Raw genomic sequence first — 20,584 nt, 5'->3', positions numbered from 1 at the left:
AACTTATGAATAACGTATGTTTAACATATGCTCAATGTTTGATTGGTTTATAGTCTTCTTGGTTGAAAAATAAAATATTGTTCGCTATATTAGCGACCGTTTTTATTTTGCTCTTGAATATTTAGTTGTTGTTCTTATGTCACTACTTGCTTTAGGTATTTTATTTCTGATTGGCTTTTGCTCAAGTGGTTTTTATTACTACCACTCTTTATGCGCGGGTATGCCACGTAAACGTTGGGCGATTGGCGGCTTTATTTTAGGCCCAGTATTATGGCCAATGTTTTCGATGAAAAAGCGTATGGTGCTTAATCATTATTATTCTGTTGCGGGCGGTTATTTGAGTGTGGCGCGCTTTCGCGCATAAGTAACGACTATAACGACTATAACGACTGTCAAGTTAACACTTGCTATATACCAGCTAAGTATTAAGACATAAAAAAAGCTAATATATCTTGTTGATATATTAGCTTTTTTATTCACTTTATTTTATTAACACCCTTTATGTGAGGTGATTAATATCAAAGCGTTATTAATTAACACCACCAACGACTGGCTGAGGTTTCTTTTATTTCAACTGCCGCTGCAATGGGATTTTCTTTTTTAGTCGCACTTGGGGTAAATAGTGCTTTAATTAATTTAAGCATGCTCACTCCGAGTAATATTTCAGATTAAAGACGACGTGTACCGCGTGCATCACCAACTTGTTGTAGTTCTAAAGCGTTATCAGCGCTAAGACGACGAGTACCACGAGCATCACCTACTTGTTGTAGTTCTAAAGCGTTATCAGCACTAAGACGACGTGTACCGCGTGCATCACCAACTTGTTGTAGTTCTAAAGCGTTATCAGCACTAAGGCGACGTGTACCGCGTGCATCACCAACTTGTTTTAGTTCTAAAGCGTTATCAGCGCTAAGACGACGTGTACCGCGTGCATCACCTACTTGTTGTAGTTCTAAAGCGTTATCAGCGCTAAGACGGCGTGTACCACGAGCATCACCAATACGAATAACGCCGCGTGGAGCTGCAATTTCAAGAGTTTTTAATGTGTTAGCTGTAGCTTCAGAAACATTCGCCACTTGAGAAGAAGGTGTCATTGATACTGCCATTGAAAGAAGAATAGAACTAAACATAAGATTTCCTTTTTTATTAATTTAATTTGACTTAAGTTATTTATCAAACTAGGTAATGCTAAAGTTGTGCCAAGATGTATTTCTAATGTTTGTTTTATGTGATTTTTTTGGGAGGTGTTACTTGTGGAGCCTAGTTTCTATGGCGTTTTACGAGTATATTTAACGTTAATGGTTATTAAAAGGTATATGAGTGGCTCTTAAGTTGTTGTGAGTAATATTTATTTTTCAAGTGTCATTATATTGACGTACGTTATTGGCTGTTTTATTCAGCATGATCTCTCGAAGGGCTGATAATGGGCCGTTTATTTAATCAGCTATAAAATAAGATCTTTTATAACTGATTAAATGAGGTTGATTGTTGAGTAACCTGATGTGAAATTAAATATTGATGGAAATTATCACGGGGTAAAGGTTTACTATATAAATAGCCCTGTAACTGCTCACAACCAAGAGAGGATAAAAAGTCGAGTTGCTTATTGGTTTCAACGCCCTCTGCAACGACTTGCATTGTTAAGTTATGAGCGATGGTAACTATAGTGGCAACCATATTTCTTCCTTGCTCTGATACTTCAATATCGTCAACAAACGCTTTATCAATTTTTAAAGTATTTAAAGGAAATTTCTTTAAATAGGCTAGCGAAGAGTAACCCGTACCAAAATCATCAAGCGATAAATGAATACCCATATCACGTATCTGGTTCATTGTTTCAATAGCTTTTTGTGGGGCATTCATTACTGTACCTTCGGTTATTTCTAACTCAAGGTATTTAGCCGGTAATTGACTTTCTTTTAATATGCTCGCAATTAAAGCGACAAGGTTAGCTTGAGTAAATTGTACTGCTGAAAGGTTTACTGCGACACGACCGTTGAATAAACCAGCATCTACCCACTTTTTTGTAGCAAAGCAGGCTTTACGTAAAACAATTTCACCTATATCAATAATCTGCCCTGTTTCTTCAGATACGGGTATGAACACTGCGGGGCTAATAATACCTTTAGCTGGTGTTTCAAAGCGTACTAAGGCTTCCATACCTGCTACTTGGCCTGTTTTAATCGATATTTTAGGTTGGTAGTAAACAGAGAATGAATCTTCGCGTAAACCATGACGAATTAAGGTTTCAACTTGCAGTCGATGCACTGCTTCTTTATTCATCGACTCGTTAAAGAATTGATAACGGTTACCACCAGCATTTTTAGCATGATACATGGCGGTATCGGCATTTTTTAAGAGTTCATGAGGGCTCAATCCATCGTCGGGGTATAGTACAATACCAATACTACTAAAAAGTACAATTTCTTGGTTTTTTAATTTAAAAGGCATAGCAATACACAGTAATACTTCATTGGATATGCTAGTAATAGTATGAATATCGTTAGTGTTTTCAATTAATATACTGAACTCATCACCACCTAAACGATAGACAGTATCTTGTGGGCGGCCGATATTAACAATACGCTCGGCAATTTTACATAAAATAGCATCGCCTACTTGATGTCCCAATGAGTCATTGATTTTTTTGAAGTTATCCAAGTCAAACACTAATAGTGCATGAGGTGTAGCATTTTTAACGAGCTTGGTTTGGTGCAGTTGAAAAAAGGTTCTGTTAGGTAAGCCTGTCAGAGTATCTGAACTGGCAAGCCTACGCAGTTCGCTTTCGGTAGCTTTTCGTTTAGTGATGTCTGAAAAAACGCTGACAAAGTGAGATATACTTTGGTCTTCATCATAAATAACGTCAATATTAAGGTCAGTAAAGTATTTATCTTCATTTTGATGAAGGCTTTCAATTTCACCATGCCAGCGACCTTTAGTTATCAGGTGTTGCTTGATACTTTCGCAAAATTTATCAGGATATTGACTAAAGCTCAGCGGTTTCCCAATCATTAGCTCTCGAGTTTTTCCTGTAATTTGTACAAAGGCTTTATTAACATCTACAGCGATGAAGTCTTTATCATAAATGACAACCGCATCAGAAATATTTTCAATGCAGCGCGCAAACAGTTTTAAGGTTTCTTCGGTATTTTTAATTTGGCTAATATCTTTAAGCGTGCCAGTCATACGAGTAGGCTTACCTTGCTCATTACGCTCTACTATTTTTCCACGATCGAGTACCCAAATCCAATTACCATCCTTATCTTGTACGCGATAAGCCGCTTCATAATGATTACTCAACCCTTTGATATGCTCGTTCAACTCATGCTTAACTCGAACAATATCATGGTGGTGAATATTACTTTCAGGTGATTGGGTTATATGGGGACTATTTGCCTGCTGCGGTAAAGTATTACGGCTACCATCTTGTGGAAACTCAAGCTTACCCCAAATATTAGAGCGGAATACTTTTCCTGAGAGCATATTCCAATCCCACATTTCATCGCCGCTACCCCATAGAGATAGCTTTAAACGCTCTTCATTTTGTTTGATTTTTAAATGATATAAGCGTCTGTTGCGTGCTTGTTGGAAAACAAAACTAATAAATAATAAAGACAATAAAAGGTAAATAAAAATAGCACTGTTCGTTAACCACCAAGGAGCTAATATATGAACTTGCAATTTACTTATGCTACTTATTTTAGCACTTTGAGAGTCATAGGCCTGTACTTCAAACGTATAATTGCCAGGGGCTAAATTAGTATATGTGGCTTTTAAGTTGTTTTTATCTGCCTCAATCCAGTCACTCTCGAGACCTTGTAATCGGTAATGATAATTGAGCTGATGAGGTAATTTTGTATTAGGTGATACAAATTCAAAACTCACGGGAGAATGGCTGTGTCTTAAAATGACTTTCGTTAAACTATTGAGCTGCTTGCTTAATGTATAAGGTGCTTTTTTATTATTTTTATCGCTTTGCTCAATAGTCGGGTTTTGCTGTATTTTTACTTTTTTATTGGCAATGTATAAATTGGTAAATAGGGGAGGATTGATTACTTGAGTAATACTTAATAATTCACTTGGTAAAAACTGATAAAAACCTGTAGGGCTACCGAAATACAGCTCACCATTTTGTTTTTTAAGCGCTGAGTATTTTATGAATTCAGGCATATTTAATGAAAAATCAGCATCAAAATGAAGAATGCTATTAGCTTCAGAAGAAATAACACTAATACCCTTATTTGTTGCGATCCATGCGTTGCTTTGATCGTCGATAAGAATCGATGCAATATAATTATTTTTAAGACCATTCTTTTCATTAAACGTAATATGTTTGTTTGATGTCCTATCAATGAGTGTGATGCCTTGAGAATCCGATCCCAGCCATATGTACTGTTGACTGATCGCAATGCTGGTTATTTTTTCACTGTTAATATCATTATTTAGTGTTAATAAAGGTGGGCTAAATAGTAAGGCTTGTGGATCATAAGTTACAATATTATTGTCTTGAGAAATAAGCCATAGCTTGCTGTTACCATCTTTATGAAGCTTCGAAAATATATTACTTTCTTGATCAAGGTGGGTACTAAACTCTTTAGTGCTAGTGTTATAACTTGTTAACATACCTTTGGTATTTAAGTACCAAAGGTGATTGTTGATAACATAAACGAGTTGGTGAGTAGAGTAACCAGAAAGGTAGTCCCAAGATTGATGTTTTTCGTTGTTTTTAGTGAGTGTACTTTTCTGATATAAAGACCCTTCGCGTGACAATATCCATAAAGTGTCTTTACCACTCAGAATTTGCCTAACTCCGCTAGGTATATTGAAGTTTTCTTGGTAAATGGCATTATTTTCTAATTTGAAAACCCCTTGTTGTTCGGTTGATAAATATACAGCGTCACTATCTGTTTGAGTAAACGACTCTACTCGGTAATTATGCTTTGTTATATTATCAACTTCAGCTAACCCATGGTAAAGCATAGAGTTTAACGGTGAATATTTATTAAGCCCTCCACCATAACTACCTAACCACATTGTGCCATTAGCGTCTTTAAATATATCCATTAACCAGTTATCAGAAAGAGAAGTGCTATAGGCGCTTTTTGTATGACTACTAATAGTACCGTTAAGCAGGTTAATGATGTTTAACCCGTCATTAGTCGCAAGCCAAATATTATTATCATCGTATTGTTCAATGGCCCTGATATGATTAGATAATAATGTCGGTAGGTTTTTATTTAGGGCGTCTGTATTACTGTATTCGTTATTATCTCTAGCAAAAATATGCGAACTTAACTTGTAGTGGTGGTCAATAACAAACAAACCATTATCGGTTGCTAGCCAAATGCTATCATCGATTTCTTTTAAATCAAAAAGCGCAGTGGCATCAATGGATAACTTGTATTTATTATCTCCTTGTAGTGAGCCAACATAATAGAAGTTATTATTAACAAGGTGAATACCATGCCCGTAACTGCCCAACCAATAATTACCTTGCTTATCTTGATAAATCGTTTTTATTTCAAGCAAAGAGCCTTTAAAGTCGTGTACCTTAAGAGTCTGAAAACTAAGTTCAGACTGCTTTAGATTAGTAACATCTAGGCTTTGGACACCGGTACTGGTTGACACCCACAAGCGTTGATTTTGGTCTTGGTAAATATCCCAAATAATATTGTCTTTGAGTGAGTTAGCATCATTAACGTCGTGATGAAAGTTATCAAAGTTATCTAATTCTCTATTGTAGCGGCTTAGTCCATTTTGAGTACCTATCCACAAGGTATTATTACTATCAATAAAGATTTTACGAATGACATTGTCACTAATAGAGAATGCATCGGCAATATCGTGTCGATAAACTTGGAAGTTTTTACCATCAAAACGATTTAAACCATCTTCTGTTGCAATCCATAAATAACCTTGTTGATCTTGTGTAATGGCAAAAGCATTACTGCTCGATAAGCCTTCATTTGCTGAAAACTGACTAAATTTTAATTGGAAATCGTTAATGTTTTTATGGATATGATTTTGAGAGGTAGGATCTGCAACTACAGGGAAGCTAATAAGTACGCTGAATAAAAAACTGTAAATAAACAAAGTGATAGTAGCGCTAATAGGAATTAACTTGGTAAGAAGAAGGCGTACAACATTCTGTTTCAAAAAAGGCAAAGGAAATAAAAGCAAAGGTAAACCCTATTAAAAGCACTAACTTAATGTAATGGGAGCAGTTAGTTAAAGATAATTGTTATTATTATTAATATAAGCATTGTCATTACAAAACATACAACAGCCCAAGTCAATCTAAGCTGTTGCTTATATCGGCAATTTTAAAACTTTCTTTGGCTTTTTTTTACGAATTCACTCAGGTTGTTTATTATTTTACCATTTAACTGTACTTTTTCGCGATTTTCTTGCTTTTTGTCTTGCTCAGCTAAAGAGTAAATAACAACTCTATCAGGGGTAGTGCTAGGCATGATAGTAGTTCTAATAAATTGAATTACATCATTTAATTTTACGTTAACTATTGTTTTGATTAATTGCTGCTTATGTTCAAATAGTTGATCGTTATTACAAATAGCAGACCAAAACCGTAGGCTTTTAATCCGTAAGTTTTGATCATTTTCTTGTAACTGTCCTGCTAAGCCTTGTGTCAGCTCAAGCCAATCGTTGGCACTGATTTCTTGCAGGTTTTTCTCTGCACAATTAATGAAGTCATCCATAGCATTAATTAATGCTATTGCATCGGTATGAGGCGATTGAATATAAAAAGCGATACCTGGATAACGGTTTATTGGCACATAACCAACACCGACTAAATAACCATATTGTTTTTCAGTGCGCATTTGTTGAAAAAACAATGGTGAGAGTAAGTGGCTGGTGATCATGGCTAGCGCAATACTTTGATTATCATTACTAAGCATTGGATTGTAGATAACACTGGCATGATCATGGTCAGCTAATGAAATTGGTAATAACAATGTCTGTTGTTTGTGGATATCGATAACTGGGCACTGCACAGCGTAGCTATCATCAACCGCACCAATAAAGGCATTTTTGACATTGAGAATAATATCGTTGGCATGTTGAGGTAACCAATTGCCATGAATGAGCATCTCGATAGTAACTTTACTAAAAAGTTGCTGACAAAATTGTTGATATTGAGCGTAAGTGACAGTCATTAATGCCGATATAAGTTCGACAGTGCTGGGGTTATTAGGCTGCATTAACGAGCTCAAATTTGAAAATAGTTGAGAAATAGATTTACTTTTGTTGCTGTTTTGCCATTGCTTAATTATTTGTCGTTTGAATAATTCAAAGTGAGATTGACTTACCTGATGTTGTTTCAATCTGGTGAGCAGTTTAGGTAATAGTAAATTTTGCTTTTCGCTAACGCCTGATAATTGTAATGTTACCCCACCTTGGTGAGCATATAAGTGATAATGAATCCCTGCTAATTCAGCGTCATAATTTTCTTCAATTACAGTATCAGTATATAAATCTACAAATAACCGAGTCATGGCAATATTTTCATAACTGGTGATAGCATACGGGGAGTCAATACCTATATATAAATAACCTTTAGGGACGTTAAAGGTACAATCTTGTTTATACCAAGCCGTAAAACCATTCTCGTTGACAATTTTTTGGGGAATTAATTTCGTTTTGTTGTTATCGGTGCTGACGTTGTCTAATGCTGAGCTATAAAGCTTTGGGTGACTAACTATATAAGGGTTTTTCTCTGGTAGAAAAAGCTCACTAAACCAAGGGGAAGCAGTTTCAGCCATTGATAACTTGCGCCAATGGTTAAGTTGTTTAAGCTCTATTTCGTTAACTTGATAAGGGACTTGGTACCAAAAGCTTCGAGTATTAAATGAATTTTTTTGGCTAACATGAATAATACGCATATTATCAACATTGAGCGCATTAAGTAACTTAGTCGTTCTCTCAGGTGCAATACCTGCCATGATATAGTCGCCAAAAATATAGTCTTCAACAGGGTAGTGCTGCATATTCAACACGAGTTGGCTAACGCTATCTAGCGGGTGAGACTTTTCATGGTACAGAAAAGATAACTCACTAATACTTTGTTTTTCTTGATAGTAATGTGAGGGGATGGAGTCAGCTTTTAATGTCGCTATATAACAACAAACAATATCAATAATATCATTAATATGTTGTTCGCCTAGCTCAGTTAAGCGAATTGAAATATTAAAATCTTTAAAGTTAGATCCGTTGATTCCCGAGCCCGCGGTTAACCCCATAGCCCATTGCTGTTTTTTTAGCAGAGATAAAACACTGCCTTTACCTTCATGACCAAGTAAGTAGGCTAACACAGATTCTGGTTTGTCTTGGTAGTATTGATCAATACCCTCCATGGCAAAACTAATAATTAATTGGTGATCATTTTTAACAGGACAAACATTTATTTTAATACCTTGATGGCTAGGTAAATAAAGCGGTTGCTCTATTTTAGGTAGTGGCTCACAAGCAGACTTTATATTAACAAATAATTGCTCTGCTAAGTTTTGTAGCGCTTTAAGTGATTGCGGCCCTTCAAGTGCTAATGTCATATAATCAGCGCGATAAAAGGTATTAAAAAATGCTTGAATTTCACCACTAATACATTGGCCATTTCTGTCTGCTAAGGTATCTAACGTACCAACAGAAAACTTTGAAAATGGGTGTTTTTGATTAATGGTTTCTTTATGCACATCATATAAACGACGAATATCATCTTTTAATTTTAAGGCAAATTCAGCGTCGATATTTTGTCGCTCTTTAATGACAAATTCTTTTGACAGTAAAGGGCAGGTAAAAAATTCACTAAAACGCGTTAAGGCAGGTTCAAAATATTGGTGATTAATATCAAAGAAAAAACAAGTATGCTCTGTTGCTGTCCACGCATTATGTGAGCCGCCGTACTGATTAATAAATTTTTGATATTCACTACCATCAGGGAAGTTTTCGGTGCCTAAAAATAACATGTGCTCTAAAAAATGAGCTAAACCTTGTCTATCTTCAGGGTCTTGAAAGTGACCTACATTAACCGCTAACGCAGCGGCAGATTTAGTTGTTTCATTATTGTGAATCAGTAAAACCCGCAAACCATTTTTTAGGGTAATAGCTTGATATTTTTTTAAATCATTAGGACTTTGCTTCAAAATTAGAGCTCCTAAGAACACTTTAAACAGCAAAGCGTATCGCGATAAAATATGAATAAAAAGAAGGGGATTATTGACAAAATCACTTTCTAAATTACCTTAAGGAATAACTAACATCTATTATATTCTTAACAGTTGTTATTAAAGTGCCGTTAATTCTATTACTATAGCCGCAAAATTATTCTATATCTAACTATTTAATCACGATAAAGTGAAAAAATTATCGCTAAATGTTTGAATTTATCCGCTAATTTATGCGGGAGACTTAATGCAAGTATATATAATGCGCCATGGAGAAGCCGAGGGCTTCATTGGTCATAACTTTCACAGTGATAGTGACAGACCCTTAACAACACAAGGGCAACTTGAAGCGCAATTGATGACGAATTGGCTGACTAAAATGAATATTCATTTTAATCATATTTTTGTTAGCCCTTTTGTTAGAGCACAACAAACATGTGCTCAAGTACTGAAAAATATTAATATAAACGCTATTACTTTGGATTTTATTACGCCTGAAGGAAGTGCTAAGCAGTTACATGACTTTATTGATGGCTTATCGCCGAATAATGTCGAAGTACCCGAACAGGCGTTGCTGATTGTTTCGCATATGCCATTAGTAAGCTATTTAGTGGCAGAGCTTACTCAAGGTGAGCACGCGCCTATTTTTGCGACAGCAGGTGTTGCTCAAATTGATTATGATACGCAAAGTATGCGTGGTGAATTTGTACGTATGATATCGCCACACGATCTTTAATTGTTTGCTTTACCTTAAGATAAGGTAACAGGCTAATCTCGATTGAATTTATCTTTTAACTCAATCAGGGCAAGTAATGCGCCATTACCACCCCATTCAAGTGGCGCTTGATGAAATGCCATAACATCAGGGTGTTGTACCAGCCAGTGTGGCACTTTGTTTTTTAATACATGCGAGCCAATGCCGTGAACAACACAAATACATTGTGCATGCTCTTTTTGACAAGCATACAGCAGAGCGGCAAGCTCTTTTTTGGCTTTATGCTGGTCTAAACCATGTAAATCTAGAATTAAGTCCGGTGTGTAGTGGCCACGGCGTAGGTTTTTAACCTCAAAACTATCAACACCTTCACGCACATATTTCATTGGCCCTTGGGTGGTTAAATTTGGCTCGAACTCATCAGAAAAGTGAAACTGGGCCACCATTTTATCTGTCTTTTTATTGTCACTAGGGCGTTTTGATTTGCCCGACGTTTTGACATAATGTATGGTGTCAATAACCATAGGTTTTACTTTACCTACCGCATCACTGAATAACTTTTTATCATCATCAATTATCGCACTATCCTTGACTGTGGTAGTGGTTTTATTGTGAGCGGACACAACAGTTTTTTCTGTTGAGCGTAGTTGCTTTTTAATTGCCTTGAACGCGGCTTTTGAGTCAATATTTTTCATGGCGTTAGTGTAAAACATTTATTTTTAAATACAACGTGTGTTAACAAACACCTTAGGAAAAAGAGTGATCGAATCCAATTCTACTGAAATAACCAAGCAGCTTCATACTATTGCTGACTTTTGCCGTTACGGCGCAAGTTTATTTAATCAAGCTGAGCTGTTTTATGGTCATGGTAATGATAATCCTTTAAGCGAAGCACTTACCTTGGTTATGCACGCATTGTCTTTACCTGAGCAGTTGAGCGATCAAGTGATGAGTTGTAACTTAATCGAACAAGAAAAACTAAATATTCTTAGCTTGTTTGAACGTCGAGTTACAGAGCAAGTACCTGTTGCTTATATTACTAACCTTGCTTATTTTGCTGAGTTACCTTTTTATGTGGATGAGCGTGTTCTGGTGCCGCGATCGCCTATTGGTGAGTTGATTGAAAAACAATTCTCGCCTTATATTAATGCAGATAAGCCACCGCAGCGTATTTTAGACTTGTGTACAGGTAGCGGTTGTATTGCTATAGCGTGCGCGAGCTATTTTCCAGAAGCTGAGGTTGATGCGGTTGATTTATCTGTTGATGCCTTAAATGTAGCGCAATTGAATATCGAAAATCATGGCTTAAATGCACAAGTTATTCCAATTCAATCTGACGTTTTTTCTGGGGTTGAAGGACAAATTTATGATTTAATCGTTAGTAACCCACCATATGTTGACCAAGACGATATTGACTGCCTACCAGCAGAATATACGCATGAGCCTGAAATGGGCTTAGGTTGTGGTGAAGACGGCTTAGATATTGTACGCGTTATTTTAGCGCAAAGTGCTCAGCATTTAAGTGATGATGGTATATTAATTTGTGAAGTGGGTAACTCACAGGTGCATGTTGAAGCTGTTTATCCTAAAGTCGACTTTACTTGGCTTGAATTTGAACGCGGTGGTCATGGTGTATTCATGCTAACTAAAGCGCAGTTAGTTAAGTATGCAGCACTTTTTAATGCAGCGCTATTAACAGAATAATTAACAGAGAAATTAATAGCGTAATGTACTCAATATTGATGTCATTACTTATGTAAATAACTCATGTGAAAAATTCACGTAAAATATACCCATAAAATATGCGTGAAATTCATTTTAATAATAAGATTTAATAAAACAATAACTTATAGGTGGTAAAAGTAAATGTCAGGTAATACCTTCGGAAAGCTATTTACGGTAACGTCATTTGGTGAAAGTCACGGTTTGGGTTTAGGTGCCATTATTGATGGTTGCCCACCTGGGCTTGAACTATCAGCTAGTGATTTACAGCTTGATTTAGATCGTCGTCGACCTGGCACATCACGCTACACCACAGCACGCCGTGAAGCTGATGAAGTAAAAATACTCTCGGGTGTTTTTGAAGGCAAAACTACCGGTACGCCTATTGGGTTAATGATTGAAAATACCGATCAGCGGTCAAAAGACTACGGTAATATTGCGCAAAGTTTCCGTCCTGGTCATGCCGATTACACCTACTGGCAAAAATATGGCTTAAGAGACTACCGTGGTGGTGGTCGCTCTTCAGCACGCGAAACAGCAATGCGTGTTGCTGCGGGTGCAGTAGCTAAAAAATACTTAGCAGATAAATTTGGCATTCAAATTCAAGCATGTGTGACACAAATTGGTGATATTAGTGCTACCGCTGCTGATGGCGGTCAATTTGACTTAAGCACTATTGATTGGCAAAAAGTTGAGCAAAATCCATTTTTCTTTCCTGATGAAAGCAAACTTGAGCTACTTGACCAACATCTACGTGAGATTATTAAAGCGAAAGACTCTATTGGCGCTAAAGTGACGGTTATTGCCAGCAATGTTCCTGTGGGACTAGGCGAGCCTATTTTTGATCGTCTAGACGCTGAGGTGGCGCACGCCTTAATGAGCATTAACGCAGTAAAAGGTGTTGAGATAGGTGATGGTTTTGCGGTTGTAAACCAAAAAGGCTCTGAGCATAGAGATGAGTTAACGCCTGAAGGTTTTGCTTCAAATCATGCAGGTGGTATTTTAGGGGGAATTTCATCAGGACAAAATATTGTTGCGCATATTGCCTTAAAACCAACTTCAAGTATTGGTGTAAGCGGTAAAACTGTTGACTTAGAGGGCAAGCCTACCGACATTATTACCAAAGGTCGTCACGATCCTTGTGTTGGCATTCGCGCAGTACCTATTGCTGAAGCAATGTTAGCATTAACCTTAATGGATCATTATTTACGTCACCGTGGTCAAAATGCTGATGTAAACTGTATAACACCAGATATTGAGAAGTAAATTTGGTACCCTAAATTATTCGTGAACATCTGAGCTCATGAGTAGGTAATAGTTAGGTTATAAAAAATTAAAGGCAACGTTTAGGCGTTGCTTTTTTGTTGCTATTACAGGCGTTTCTATCTTGGTATATTAATTTCTTTGCAAGGTTATCCACTTTGACATTATTTTCACGTTTATCACTAAGTTATTTCTTTTACTTTTCTTTATTAGGCTTAGTCTCCACATTTCTTTCTGTATTTCTTGATGGTAAAGGTTTTACTTCTCGAGAAATAGGCGAGATTTTAGCTATTTTTACCGTCACTAAAATTATAGCGCCAAGCCTATGGTCGATGCTGGCTGATAAAACAGGGCAGCAAATACTAATTATTAGGGTAGGAGCGTTATTAGCTTTATTGTGTTTTAGTAGTTTATTTTGGCTCAGCACTTATGGAACTATTGCTCTTGCCTTAGCGTCATTTAGCTTGTTTTGGACCGCTATTTTACCGCAGTTAGAAGTGCACACATTAACTAAGCTACGTAAAAACGCCAAAATTTACGCCCGAGTTAGACTATGGGGCAGTATTGGTTTTATTGTCTTAGCAGTTATTACGGGGCATGCGATAGGTTACTTCTCAAATCAAGCGTTTGTTATTTTAGGGGCTTTGATGCTGTTGGCGTTATTTATTTGTACTTTGGCACTCAATAATAATAAGAGAAAACGGGTAAATAGTGAAAGTAGTGAGCTAATGAACGTCGCTATTTGGAATAAAATAATCAATGCTAATTTTATAGTATTCTTTTTGGCCGGTGTTTTATTACAAATGAGTTTCGCACCATATTATGGTTTTTTTGCATTATTTTTACGGGAGTTAAACTATCCCGATTTTTCTATCGGTTTATTTGTTTCTCTTGGGGTTATTGCTGAAATTGTTGCTTTTATTTACATGGGGCGTATTTTTAAACATTGCTCGTTAAAACTCTTGTTAACTTTTAGTTTAGGAGTCACCGCACTGCGCTGGTTTTTATTACCTTTGATTGGCGCTAATCCTTATTTATTGGCTATTACTCAGTTAAGTCATGCAGCAAGTTTTGCTATTTATCACAGTGCGAGTATGGCCTTTATTTCCAACCATTTTACTCAGCGTCAACAAAGTCGAGGGCAAGGCATTTATGTTGGTGGTGTTTACGGGATTGGCGGTGCAACAGGCGCTTATATTACTGGTATTTTATGGCTTGATGGTGCAGGTGTTAATGCAGCGTTTGCTTTTGCGGCTGCTTGTGCGTTGTTAGGAACACTTATCATGTTAAGATTAAAGCCTAAAATAACATAATTAATTTTGCTTTATTGCGTCTAGCTTTTTAACCCCTTGTTTATATAGGTAATAAATATAGATAATAAATATAGACGAGTAATACCGATTAAAAATCAGGAAAAAATATGATAAACCTTAAAAAAACACTGATGATAATAATGCTACCTGTATTTTTCTTGTTGGCTCATTCAACAAGTTTAGCGGTTGAGGTGTCGCAAAAACAATTGTTGTCGTTAATGGAACAAGCTGATAAACCGCTATTACTCGACGTTAGATCGGCAGAGGAGTATGCTCAAGGGCACATCCCTGGAGCAATTAATATCCCTCATACCGAGATTAACTCACGTCTAAATGAGTTATTGGCTTACCAGCACCAGCAAATTGTTCTTTATTGTCGTTCAGGTCGGCGAGTTGATATAGCAACAACAGCGTTGCTTAAACAAGGCTTTAGTCAGTTAGATCATTTAACCGGAGACTTTAATGGCTGGCAAAGTAGTGATTTACCACAAGTAAAGCGTAGCGTTAAGTAGCTCTTCGATAACTTTATAATAAGAATAAAAATAATGATTAAATTTCCTAAAATTGGTCCAGCAGTGTTAGTGACTGCTGCATTTATTGGTCCTGGTACTGTGATTACGGCAACAATGGCTGGCGCAAATTATGGTTTCAGTTTGCTGTGGGCTTTAGTTTTTTCTGTAATCGCGACCATTATCTTACAAGAGATGGCCGCCCGTTTAGGTGTTGTTACTCAACAAGGGTTAGGTGAAAATATTCGCTTAGCGTGCACAAACCCATTAGTTAAAATATTAGCAGTATTACTGGTTGTTAGCGCTATTGTAGTGGGTAATGCGGCTTATCAAGGTGGTAATATTTCAGGGGCTAGCCTTGGTTTAATTCATGTTTTTGGCCAAGGACAGTGGCTTCAAGGAAACATGTTGGAAACAATATCGCTTTGGCCGCTCGTTATAGGATCTGTTGCATTATTTATTTTAGCAAGCGGTAGCTATCAGTTTATTGAAAAAGCGTTAATTTTATTAGTTACCGTTATGAGTATTGCCTTTTTGGCGAGCTTTATGATGGTTCCCATTGACTGGAGTGAGTTTTTCTCAGGCTTATTAATACCGAGCTTACCTACAGGGGCTACGTTAACGGTTATTGCATTAATTGGAACTACCGTTGTGCCGTATAACCTCTTTTTACATAGTGCTAGTGCGAGTAAAAAATGGCAAAACGTTGAGCAGCTTGGTGATGCAAGAAAGGATTTGTATTTTGCCATCCCTCTAGGTGGTTTGATCTCAATTGCGATAGCCTCAACCGCCGCTAGTGCTTTTTTTGGTCAACAAATACAAATCACTAATGCGGCTGATATTGCACCAGCACTGGCACCTGTTTTTGGTGAACATGCGGGTATTTTTATTGCGGTAGGTTTGTTTGCCGCCGGTATATCATCAGCCGTAACCGCACCATTAGCGGCAGCTTTTGCTTTAAGTGGCATTTTAAATCTCAATAAAGAGATTAGCTCTTTGCAATTTAAGAGTATTTGGTTTGTTATTTTATTACTGGGTGTGTTAATTGCGAGTATAGGTTATCGACCTATTGAAGTGATATGGGTGGCACAGGTTGCTAATGGAGTACTGTTACCACTGATTTCATTATTTCTCTTATGGATGATGAATAGCGCAACATTAGGGCAACATAAAAACACTAAGCTACAAAACTTACTTGGTTTATTGGTGGTGTTAGTTACGCTCTTATTAAGCGCTCGCAGCTTAATGTCGGCGTTTGGCTTGTTATAGCTTACCGATACTTAAGTGATAGCTTACCGGTAATTAAGTGATAGCTTACTCATATTTAAGTGAACCTTATGAAAAAGAGGATAACTTTATTGAGCTATTTTTAAGAAAATATTTTAGCTTTGTAAAGGAAGTACTATCGACACCATTAACCCGCAGGGCTGGGTATTTTGTGCATATATTTCTCCTTGGTGTTGCTTGATTGCTTGTTGGGCAATGGCTAAACCTAAACCGGTACCGCCGCTATTACGGTCTCTTGCATCAGCAACACGGAAAAAAGGCGTAAAGAGTTTACTTAGCATATTATCAGGTACACCCGTACCTTGATCGGTAACCGTTAAGCATATTTTCTCAGTTACCAATGTTAGCTCAACACTGACAGTACTATGTTCAGGTGCATACTTTACGGCGTTATTAAGTACGTTGCTAATTGCACTAATGAGAAGCTTTTTATCGCCATTAAGTGAATATTTTTCATCACTTGCTAGCGTTATTATGACGTTTTTTGTATTGGCAATATATTGACAATCGTCCACCACTTGTTGAGTTAAGTTTACTAATTGAATGGACTCAAAGTGATCTGTGGTATTGGTATGCTCAAGTCGAGAAAGCGTTAACACATCACCTATCATAGTATCTAAGCGATCAACCTCATTTTCACAACGATTAAGGTGCCTTTGTTGCTCCTCGGTATTACCTATATTTTGTTCTACTAAACCAATTGCTAACTGTAATCGTGCAAGAGGAGAGCGCAGTTCATGAGATACATCGCCTAATAAACGCTGATGCGCGGTAATATTGTCTTCAAGCTGACTTGCCATTTTATTAAAACTGCGAGCGACTGCGCCAAACTCATCAGAGCGCTCATCAAAGCCAATAAGACGCGTGCTTAAATTACCTTTACCTAAGTTATCACTGGCTTTTTGTATCGCAATAAGTGGTTTACTAAATGCTTTAGCAAGCAGCCAGCAAAGAAAAGCACTAATGATTAAGGAAATCATCATCTTCACTGATAGCGGTAAGTGCTCAATAATGCTGTGAAATTGCTGGCGATCGATGGGACCAGCAACAAACAACTGGTAGCTTTTATTGTTGACCGTAATTTCTTTGGCACCTGTAACTTGGGTATAGGCAAAATCGATAGTCACAGGGTTAGGTAGAGAATTAATGCTTAAATACTTCTCAATACCTTGCCAAGCACGATGACGTGGTAGGTAAACTTTATTTGTAGCAAGATCTTTTATCAGTAAGTGCTGCTGATATTTACGCTCAAACTGATTACGAAGCGACTTTAGGTTAAATTTTTTTTCTTTGTTGGCTAACTTAATTATCTTTTTGTTTTGTTGCGTTGCGTATTGGTTTAGTAAGTGTAATTGTTTAGGTGTCGCTACACCTTGAGTAGGACGATGCTGTAATTGTAATGTTATTACATAACTTATTGAAATAGAACATATAACAACAAACCAAAAGGTTAAAAATAGTTTGGCGCTAATACCAAAATTCAGAGAAGAAAATAACTTTTTAATGGCAGACATTAGCTCATATCTCCTTGTAAAAATACATAACCAGCACCACGAACGGTTTTGAATTTATCAACGTCGGTGGTTGCTAATATTTTTCGGCGAATATTGCCAACATGCACATCAATGGTTCTATCATATAAGCTAAGTTTACGCTGTAGTACTTGTTCAGATATTTCTGCTTTACTGATGATTTTACTATGGTGTTCTACCATATAAAGCAAAATTAAATATTCAGTACCCGTTAGGTCGAGGGAGTGACCATGACTAAGAACTTCTCGGGTGGCGTGGTTAATTGTTAACTGGTTAACGGTAATGTTGTTCATTGTTGCTGTTGAAACTGGCGCGATACCATCTAGCGAGGCTAACGTGCTTTGTGAACTATTTGTCGACTCTTTCACAATGGCAATTCGTCTGAAAATAGCATTAATACGTGCTAGTAGCTCTCGGTGTTTAAAAGGCTTTGCCAAATAATCATCTGCGCCTAATTCTAAACCTAAAATACGGTCGTTATCATCACCGCGAGCGGTGAGCATCAGTATCGGAGTTTTATGATTTCCCCCTAAAGCTTTTAATACTTCAAAGCCATTTAATTTAGGCATCATCACATCTAATAAAATAAGATCAATACTTTCATCAAAAGCTTGTGCCAACCCTGCAACGCCATCTAAGCAAGAGATAACCGTAATATTTTCACCAGCTAAATATTCGGTTAATAACTCTGCTAACTCATGATCATCATCAATGAGCAGAATTTTTTTATTTTCTACAACACTGTCAGTAAGTTGTTTGTCGGCAGTTGTTAACATAGTGATTAAGATAATTGCTTGATAATGAAGTTAGTTTACGTGATATCTAAGCAACAAAAAATAACTTTACATAGCTTTACATTCTCTTTGCACTCCTTTGCAAAGGGGTAAGTATACTAAAATTGAATTTAACGAAAGCGCATTATGCTAATGATATTATTCATTAGTGAGCGTAAATTACCCCGAGGGAAGTATTATGAATAATTTTATGAAGAGCTTAAAGAATAGTCGAATTAAAAACATTATGGTTGCATCATCACTGTGTTCTGCATTGTTATTCTCTGGAGCCAGTTTAGCGATGGGCGATGTTGCGACCAGTGATAGCGATATGAAACCAGCTCATAAAAGTGAGCGAATGATGAAGCGTATGGCTAAAAAGCTCGACTTAACCGACAGTCAACAAGCTGAAATTTTAGCGATAAAGCAAAATAGTAAAACTGAAATGGAAGCATTAAAGCCAGCGCTTAAAGCTTATAAAGAGCAAGTTAACACTTTACTTTCAGCCGAGACTTTTGACGAACAAGCTTTTACTCAACTACAAAGTAGTAATCAAGATGTATTTGCGGCTCAAGCACTTATTCGCGCAAAAACAAAATTTCAAATGAAACAAGTTTTAACCTCTGAGCAATTTGAAAAATTGAATAAAAGTCAAAGAAAGTTTAAACACAAACGTAAACAGCGCTCTTAAGTATTTATGATGAACCGCGTTACTTGTAACTTTAAGGTTAATCCATGTAAATAATCAAAAAATCACAGTTTAATGGTTTTAAACTGTGATTTTTTCTATGGTTTAAAAACATCAACAGGCATTTCGCCAACATGAGTGGTAGGTTAATATTCATGTTCTGTACGCTTACTATACACATAGTTAAAACTAATTAATTATAAGTGTGATCTTAGTGGCAGAGAGCAATACAGAATGTTGTACTAGTTTTTAACATTCACCATATTTTTCCGTTTGAATACGGATGTAATGCTGTAGGTTAATGTTGTCCGTGGTCGTAAATTGACTATCGGTTACCGTTAATGAGTTGATGCGATCTAAGCGAAATAAACGGTAATCATTCCGCTTTGTGCACCATGCTACGATTGTCCAAGTTTTTCCCCAGTAAATTAAGCCTAAAGGCCAAATGTTACGCTTACTTTGGCTGCCGTGTACATCACTATAATCTAGCGTGGTTATTTTAAAATTTTTAATCGCTGTTGATATTTTCTCACTAAATTGCTCTGTCTGTTGTGGAGAAAACTTAGGAACAATGACCCACTCAGGTTGTTGTACTGCACTTTGATGCAATTTCTCGGGTAGTACTGCATGTATTTTGGCTAAGGCAGAAGAGGCGGCTGTTGCCATTTTATTATTACTCCAGCTTTCTACCATTCTCACGCCGAGTAATAGCGCTTCAACTTCATTTTCGTCAAACATCAATGGTGGTAAGCTAAAAGTATTTTTAAGCTTATAGCCAACACCTGTTTCAGCTTCAATCGGAATGCCCGATAAAGAAAGTGCTTGTATATCTCGGTAAATAGTACGCTCTGATACCGCTAAAGTGTGTGCAAGTTGCTGTGCAGTAACATAATTGCGCCTACTACGTAATAATGTGAGTATTTGAAAGAGACGTTCGGCTTTTCGCATAGCAATAATATAACGTTAGTATTGGTTGAATAATAAAGCGGATTATCGGCCTTATAAGATAAACGCACCTGTTAAGTGTGCGTTTTAGCCTATGTTTTGATGTAGCAGTTATGCTGGGCTAGACTCACACATCATTGCCTCAGAGAGTACAGGCATATGTTTTATAGTAACACTATCTGCATCGGTAAGAGATATTAAATACTTACAAGCATCTGATTGCTCAAAAGCGCTGCTCGCTTGTGTTGCTGACGCCATATCTTGCCAATAGACAATATCATGTAAAACGCCAGCAGCATCCTCACTAATCGAACGATATAAAAAACCAGGTTGTTGTTTTACAAAGGTATTAATTTGCTCGTGTGAATTATTAAGTAATGACTTATCAATGTTACTTTTCAATCGATAGGTTACTATTTCTATTACAGTTGTTGTCATGCTATTTCCTTTTTATTAAGACAAGTCGTCATTGTTTTATGCTATGGGCTGTTGATCTTTCGCGGTTAAACTTTGTTCGAGATAAAAGCGTTTGTTGGTCATTTTTACTGGGTTATTACCTTTTTATGTGACGCTACATGGGGGTAGCCTATTAGAAAGTGCAGGCGCTTATTGTCCCGAATAACCACACAACCAAGGCTCTGCCTTGTATAAATACCCA

General features: G+C 36.9%; 16 protein-coding genes. 8 read left to right on the top strand and 8 right to left on the bottom strand.

What is annotated here, in order from left to right; all coding sequences use genetic code 11:
* Nucleotides 1-136 precede the first annotated feature (136 nt).
* On the top strand, nucleotides 137-364 hold the full coding sequence (locus tag KO495_RS14580; RefSeq protein ID WP_215981143.1) for a hypothetical protein: 228 nt from the start codon (nucleotides 137-139) through the stop codon (nucleotides 362-364).
* Nucleotides 365-668: 304 nt separating this feature from the next.
* Here the strand turns inward: KO495_RS14580 and KO495_RS14575 are convergent, their stop codons facing one another.
* The 3 genes from KO495_RS14575 to KO495_RS14565 all read right to left on the bottom strand — a co-directional run bounded on the left by KO495_RS14575 (nucleotide 669) and on the right by KO495_RS14565 (nucleotide 9,158).
* Nucleotides 669-1,130 carry a hypothetical protein gene (locus tag KO495_RS14575; protein ID WP_215981142.1) on the bottom strand — a complete coding sequence of 154 codons (462 nt, stop codon included), beginning with the start codon at nucleotides 1,128-1,130 and terminating at the stop codon, nucleotides 669-671.
* 331 nt (nucleotides 1,131-1,461) lie between these two features.
* The gene (locus KO495_RS14570; RefSeq protein WP_215981141.1) at nucleotides 1,462-6,180 is read right to left on the bottom strand and encodes an EAL domain-containing protein; all 4,719 of its coding nucleotides are present in this window, start codon (nucleotides 6,178-6,180) and stop codon (nucleotides 1,462-1,464) included.
* 143 nt (nucleotides 6,181-6,323) lie between these two features.
* Nucleotides 6,324-9,158, bottom strand: coding sequence for an insulinase family protein (locus KO495_RS14565; RefSeq protein ID WP_215981140.1), 2,835 nt, complete (start codon nucleotides 9,156-9,158; stop codon nucleotides 6,324-6,326).
* A gap of 268 nt (nucleotides 9,159-9,426) precedes the next feature.
* On the opposite strand from KO495_RS14565, the gene sixA reads away from it, so the two are divergent.
* A complete protein-coding gene (gene sixA, locus KO495_RS14560; RefSeq protein ID WP_215981139.1) occupies nucleotides 9,427-9,915 on the top strand; it encodes a phosphohistidine phosphatase SixA in 489 nt (162 codons plus the stop codon).
* 32 nt (nucleotides 9,916-9,947) lie between these two features.
* Here sixA and smrB read toward each other — a convergent pair whose 3' ends face one another.
* Nucleotides 9,948-10,589, bottom strand: a complete 642-nt coding sequence (gene smrB, locus KO495_RS14555; protein WP_252738990.1) for an endonuclease SmrB — start codon at nucleotides 10,587-10,589, stop codon at nucleotides 9,948-9,950.
* Nucleotides 10,590-10,653: 64 nt separating this feature from the next.
* Between smrB and prmB the strand changes: the two genes are divergently transcribed.
* The 5 genes from prmB to KO495_RS14530 all read left to right on the top strand — a co-directional run bounded on the left by prmB (nucleotide 10,654) and on the right by KO495_RS14530 (nucleotide 15,970).
* Nucleotides 10,654-11,598, top strand: coding sequence for a 50S ribosomal protein L3 N(5)-glutamine methyltransferase (gene prmB, locus KO495_RS14550; RefSeq protein ID WP_215981137.1), 945 nt, complete (start codon nucleotides 10,654-10,656; stop codon nucleotides 11,596-11,598).
* 162 nt (nucleotides 11,599-11,760) lie between these two features.
* Complete coding sequence (gene aroC, locus KO495_RS14545) at nucleotides 11,761-12,882, top strand: chorismate synthase (RefSeq protein ID WP_215981136.1); 1,122 nt, start codon at nucleotides 11,761-11,763, stop codon at nucleotides 12,880-12,882.
* Nucleotides 12,883-13,037: 155 nt separating this feature from the next.
* Entirely contained in the window at nucleotides 13,038-14,192 is a 1,155-nt protein-coding gene (locus KO495_RS14540) for an MFS transporter (RefSeq protein ID WP_252738989.1), read from the top strand.
* 107 nt (nucleotides 14,193-14,299) lie between these two features.
* A complete protein-coding gene (locus KO495_RS14535; protein ID WP_215981135.1) occupies nucleotides 14,300-14,704 on the top strand; it encodes a rhodanese-like domain-containing protein in 405 nt (134 codons plus the stop codon).
* A gap of 33 nt (nucleotides 14,705-14,737) precedes the next feature.
* On the top strand, nucleotides 14,738-15,970 hold the full coding sequence (locus tag KO495_RS14530; protein WP_215981134.1) for an Nramp family divalent metal transporter: 1,233 nt from the start codon (nucleotides 14,738-14,740) through the stop codon (nucleotides 15,968-15,970).
* A 113-nt stretch (nucleotides 15,971-16,083) separates the two neighbouring features.
* Here the strand turns inward: KO495_RS14530 and KO495_RS14525 are convergent, their stop codons facing one another.
* Both KO495_RS14525 and KO495_RS14520 read right to left on the bottom strand, forming a co-directional pair.
* A complete protein-coding gene (locus KO495_RS14525) occupies nucleotides 16,084-17,502 on the bottom strand; it encodes an ATP-binding protein (protein WP_215981133.1) in 1,419 nt (472 codons plus the stop codon).
* A complete protein-coding gene (locus KO495_RS14520) occupies nucleotides 17,502-18,296 on the bottom strand; it encodes a response regulator transcription factor (protein WP_215981132.1) in 795 nt (264 codons plus the stop codon). Before KO495_RS14520 ends, KO495_RS14525 begins: the two co-directional genes overlap by 1 nt.
* Before the next feature lie 196 nt (nucleotides 18,297-18,492).
* On the opposite strand from KO495_RS14520, the gene KO495_RS14515 reads away from it, so the two are divergent.
* The gene (locus KO495_RS14515; protein ID WP_252738988.1) at nucleotides 18,493-18,984 is read left to right on the top strand and encodes a Spy/CpxP family protein refolding chaperone; all 492 of its coding nucleotides are present in this window, start codon (nucleotides 18,493-18,495) and stop codon (nucleotides 18,982-18,984) included.
* 246 nt (nucleotides 18,985-19,230) lie between these two features.
* Here the strand turns inward: KO495_RS14515 and KO495_RS14510 are convergent, their stop codons facing one another.
* On the bottom strand, nucleotides 19,231-19,929 hold the full coding sequence (locus tag KO495_RS14510) for a YafY family protein (protein WP_215981131.1): 699 nt from the start codon (nucleotides 19,927-19,929) through the stop codon (nucleotides 19,231-19,233).
* Between the two features lie 108 nt (nucleotides 19,930-20,037).
* On the bottom strand, nucleotides 20,038-20,364 hold the full coding sequence (locus KO495_RS14505; RefSeq protein ID WP_215981130.1) for a hypothetical protein: 327 nt from the start codon (nucleotides 20,362-20,364) through the stop codon (nucleotides 20,038-20,040).
* Between the last annotated feature and the right edge of the window lie 220 nt (nucleotides 20,365-20,584).

Source organism: Colwellia sp. D2M02 (assembly GCF_018860755.1).
Taxonomy (GTDB): domain Bacteria; phylum Pseudomonadota; class Gammaproteobacteria; order Enterobacterales; family Alteromonadaceae; genus Colwellia; species Colwellia asteriadis.
Note: the sequence above shows the minus strand (reverse complement) of the source record. Positions and strands in the feature narration are given on the sequence as shown.

Coding starts and splice junctions, on each gene's coding strand:
- KO495_RS14535 (WP_215981135.1), top strand. CDS start 14,300: ATGATAAACCTTAAAAAAACACTGATGATAATAATGCTACCTGTATTT.
- KO495_RS14505 (WP_215981130.1), bottom strand. CDS start 20,364: ATGACAACAACTGTAATAGAAATAGTAACCTATCGATTGAAAAGTAAC.
- KO495_RS14515 (WP_252738988.1), top strand. CDS start 18,493: ATGAATAATTTTATGAAGAGCTTAAAGAATAGTCGAATTAAAAACATT.
- KO495_RS14530 (WP_215981134.1), top strand. CDS start 14,738: ATGATTAAATTTCCTAAAATTGGTCCAGCAGTGTTAGTGACTGCTGCA.
- KO495_RS14525 (WP_215981133.1), bottom strand. CDS start 17,502: ATGTCTGCCATTAAAAAGTTATTTTCTTCTCTGAATTTTGGTATTAGC.
- sixA (WP_215981139.1), top strand. CDS start 9,427: ATGCAAGTATATATAATGCGCCATGGAGAAGCCGAGGGCTTCATTGGT.
- KO495_RS14575 (WP_215981142.1), bottom strand. CDS start 1,130: ATGTTTAGTTCTATTCTTCTTTCAATGGCAGTATCAATGACACCTTCT.
- aroC (WP_215981136.1), top strand. CDS start 11,761: ATGTCAGGTAATACCTTCGGAAAGCTATTTACGGTAACGTCATTTGGT.
- smrB (WP_252738990.1), bottom strand. CDS start 10,589: ATGAAAAATATTGACTCAAAAGCCGCGTTCAAGGCAATTAAAAAGCAA.
- KO495_RS14580 (WP_215981143.1), top strand. CDS start 137: ATGTCACTACTTGCTTTAGGTATTTTATTTCTGATTGGCTTTTGCTCA.
- KO495_RS14510 (WP_215981131.1), bottom strand. CDS start 19,929: ATGCGAAAAGCCGAACGTCTCTTTCAAATACTCACATTATTACGTAGT.
- KO495_RS14520 (WP_215981132.1), bottom strand. CDS start 18,296: ATGTTAACAACTGCCGACAAACAACTTACTGACAGTGTTGTAGAAAAT.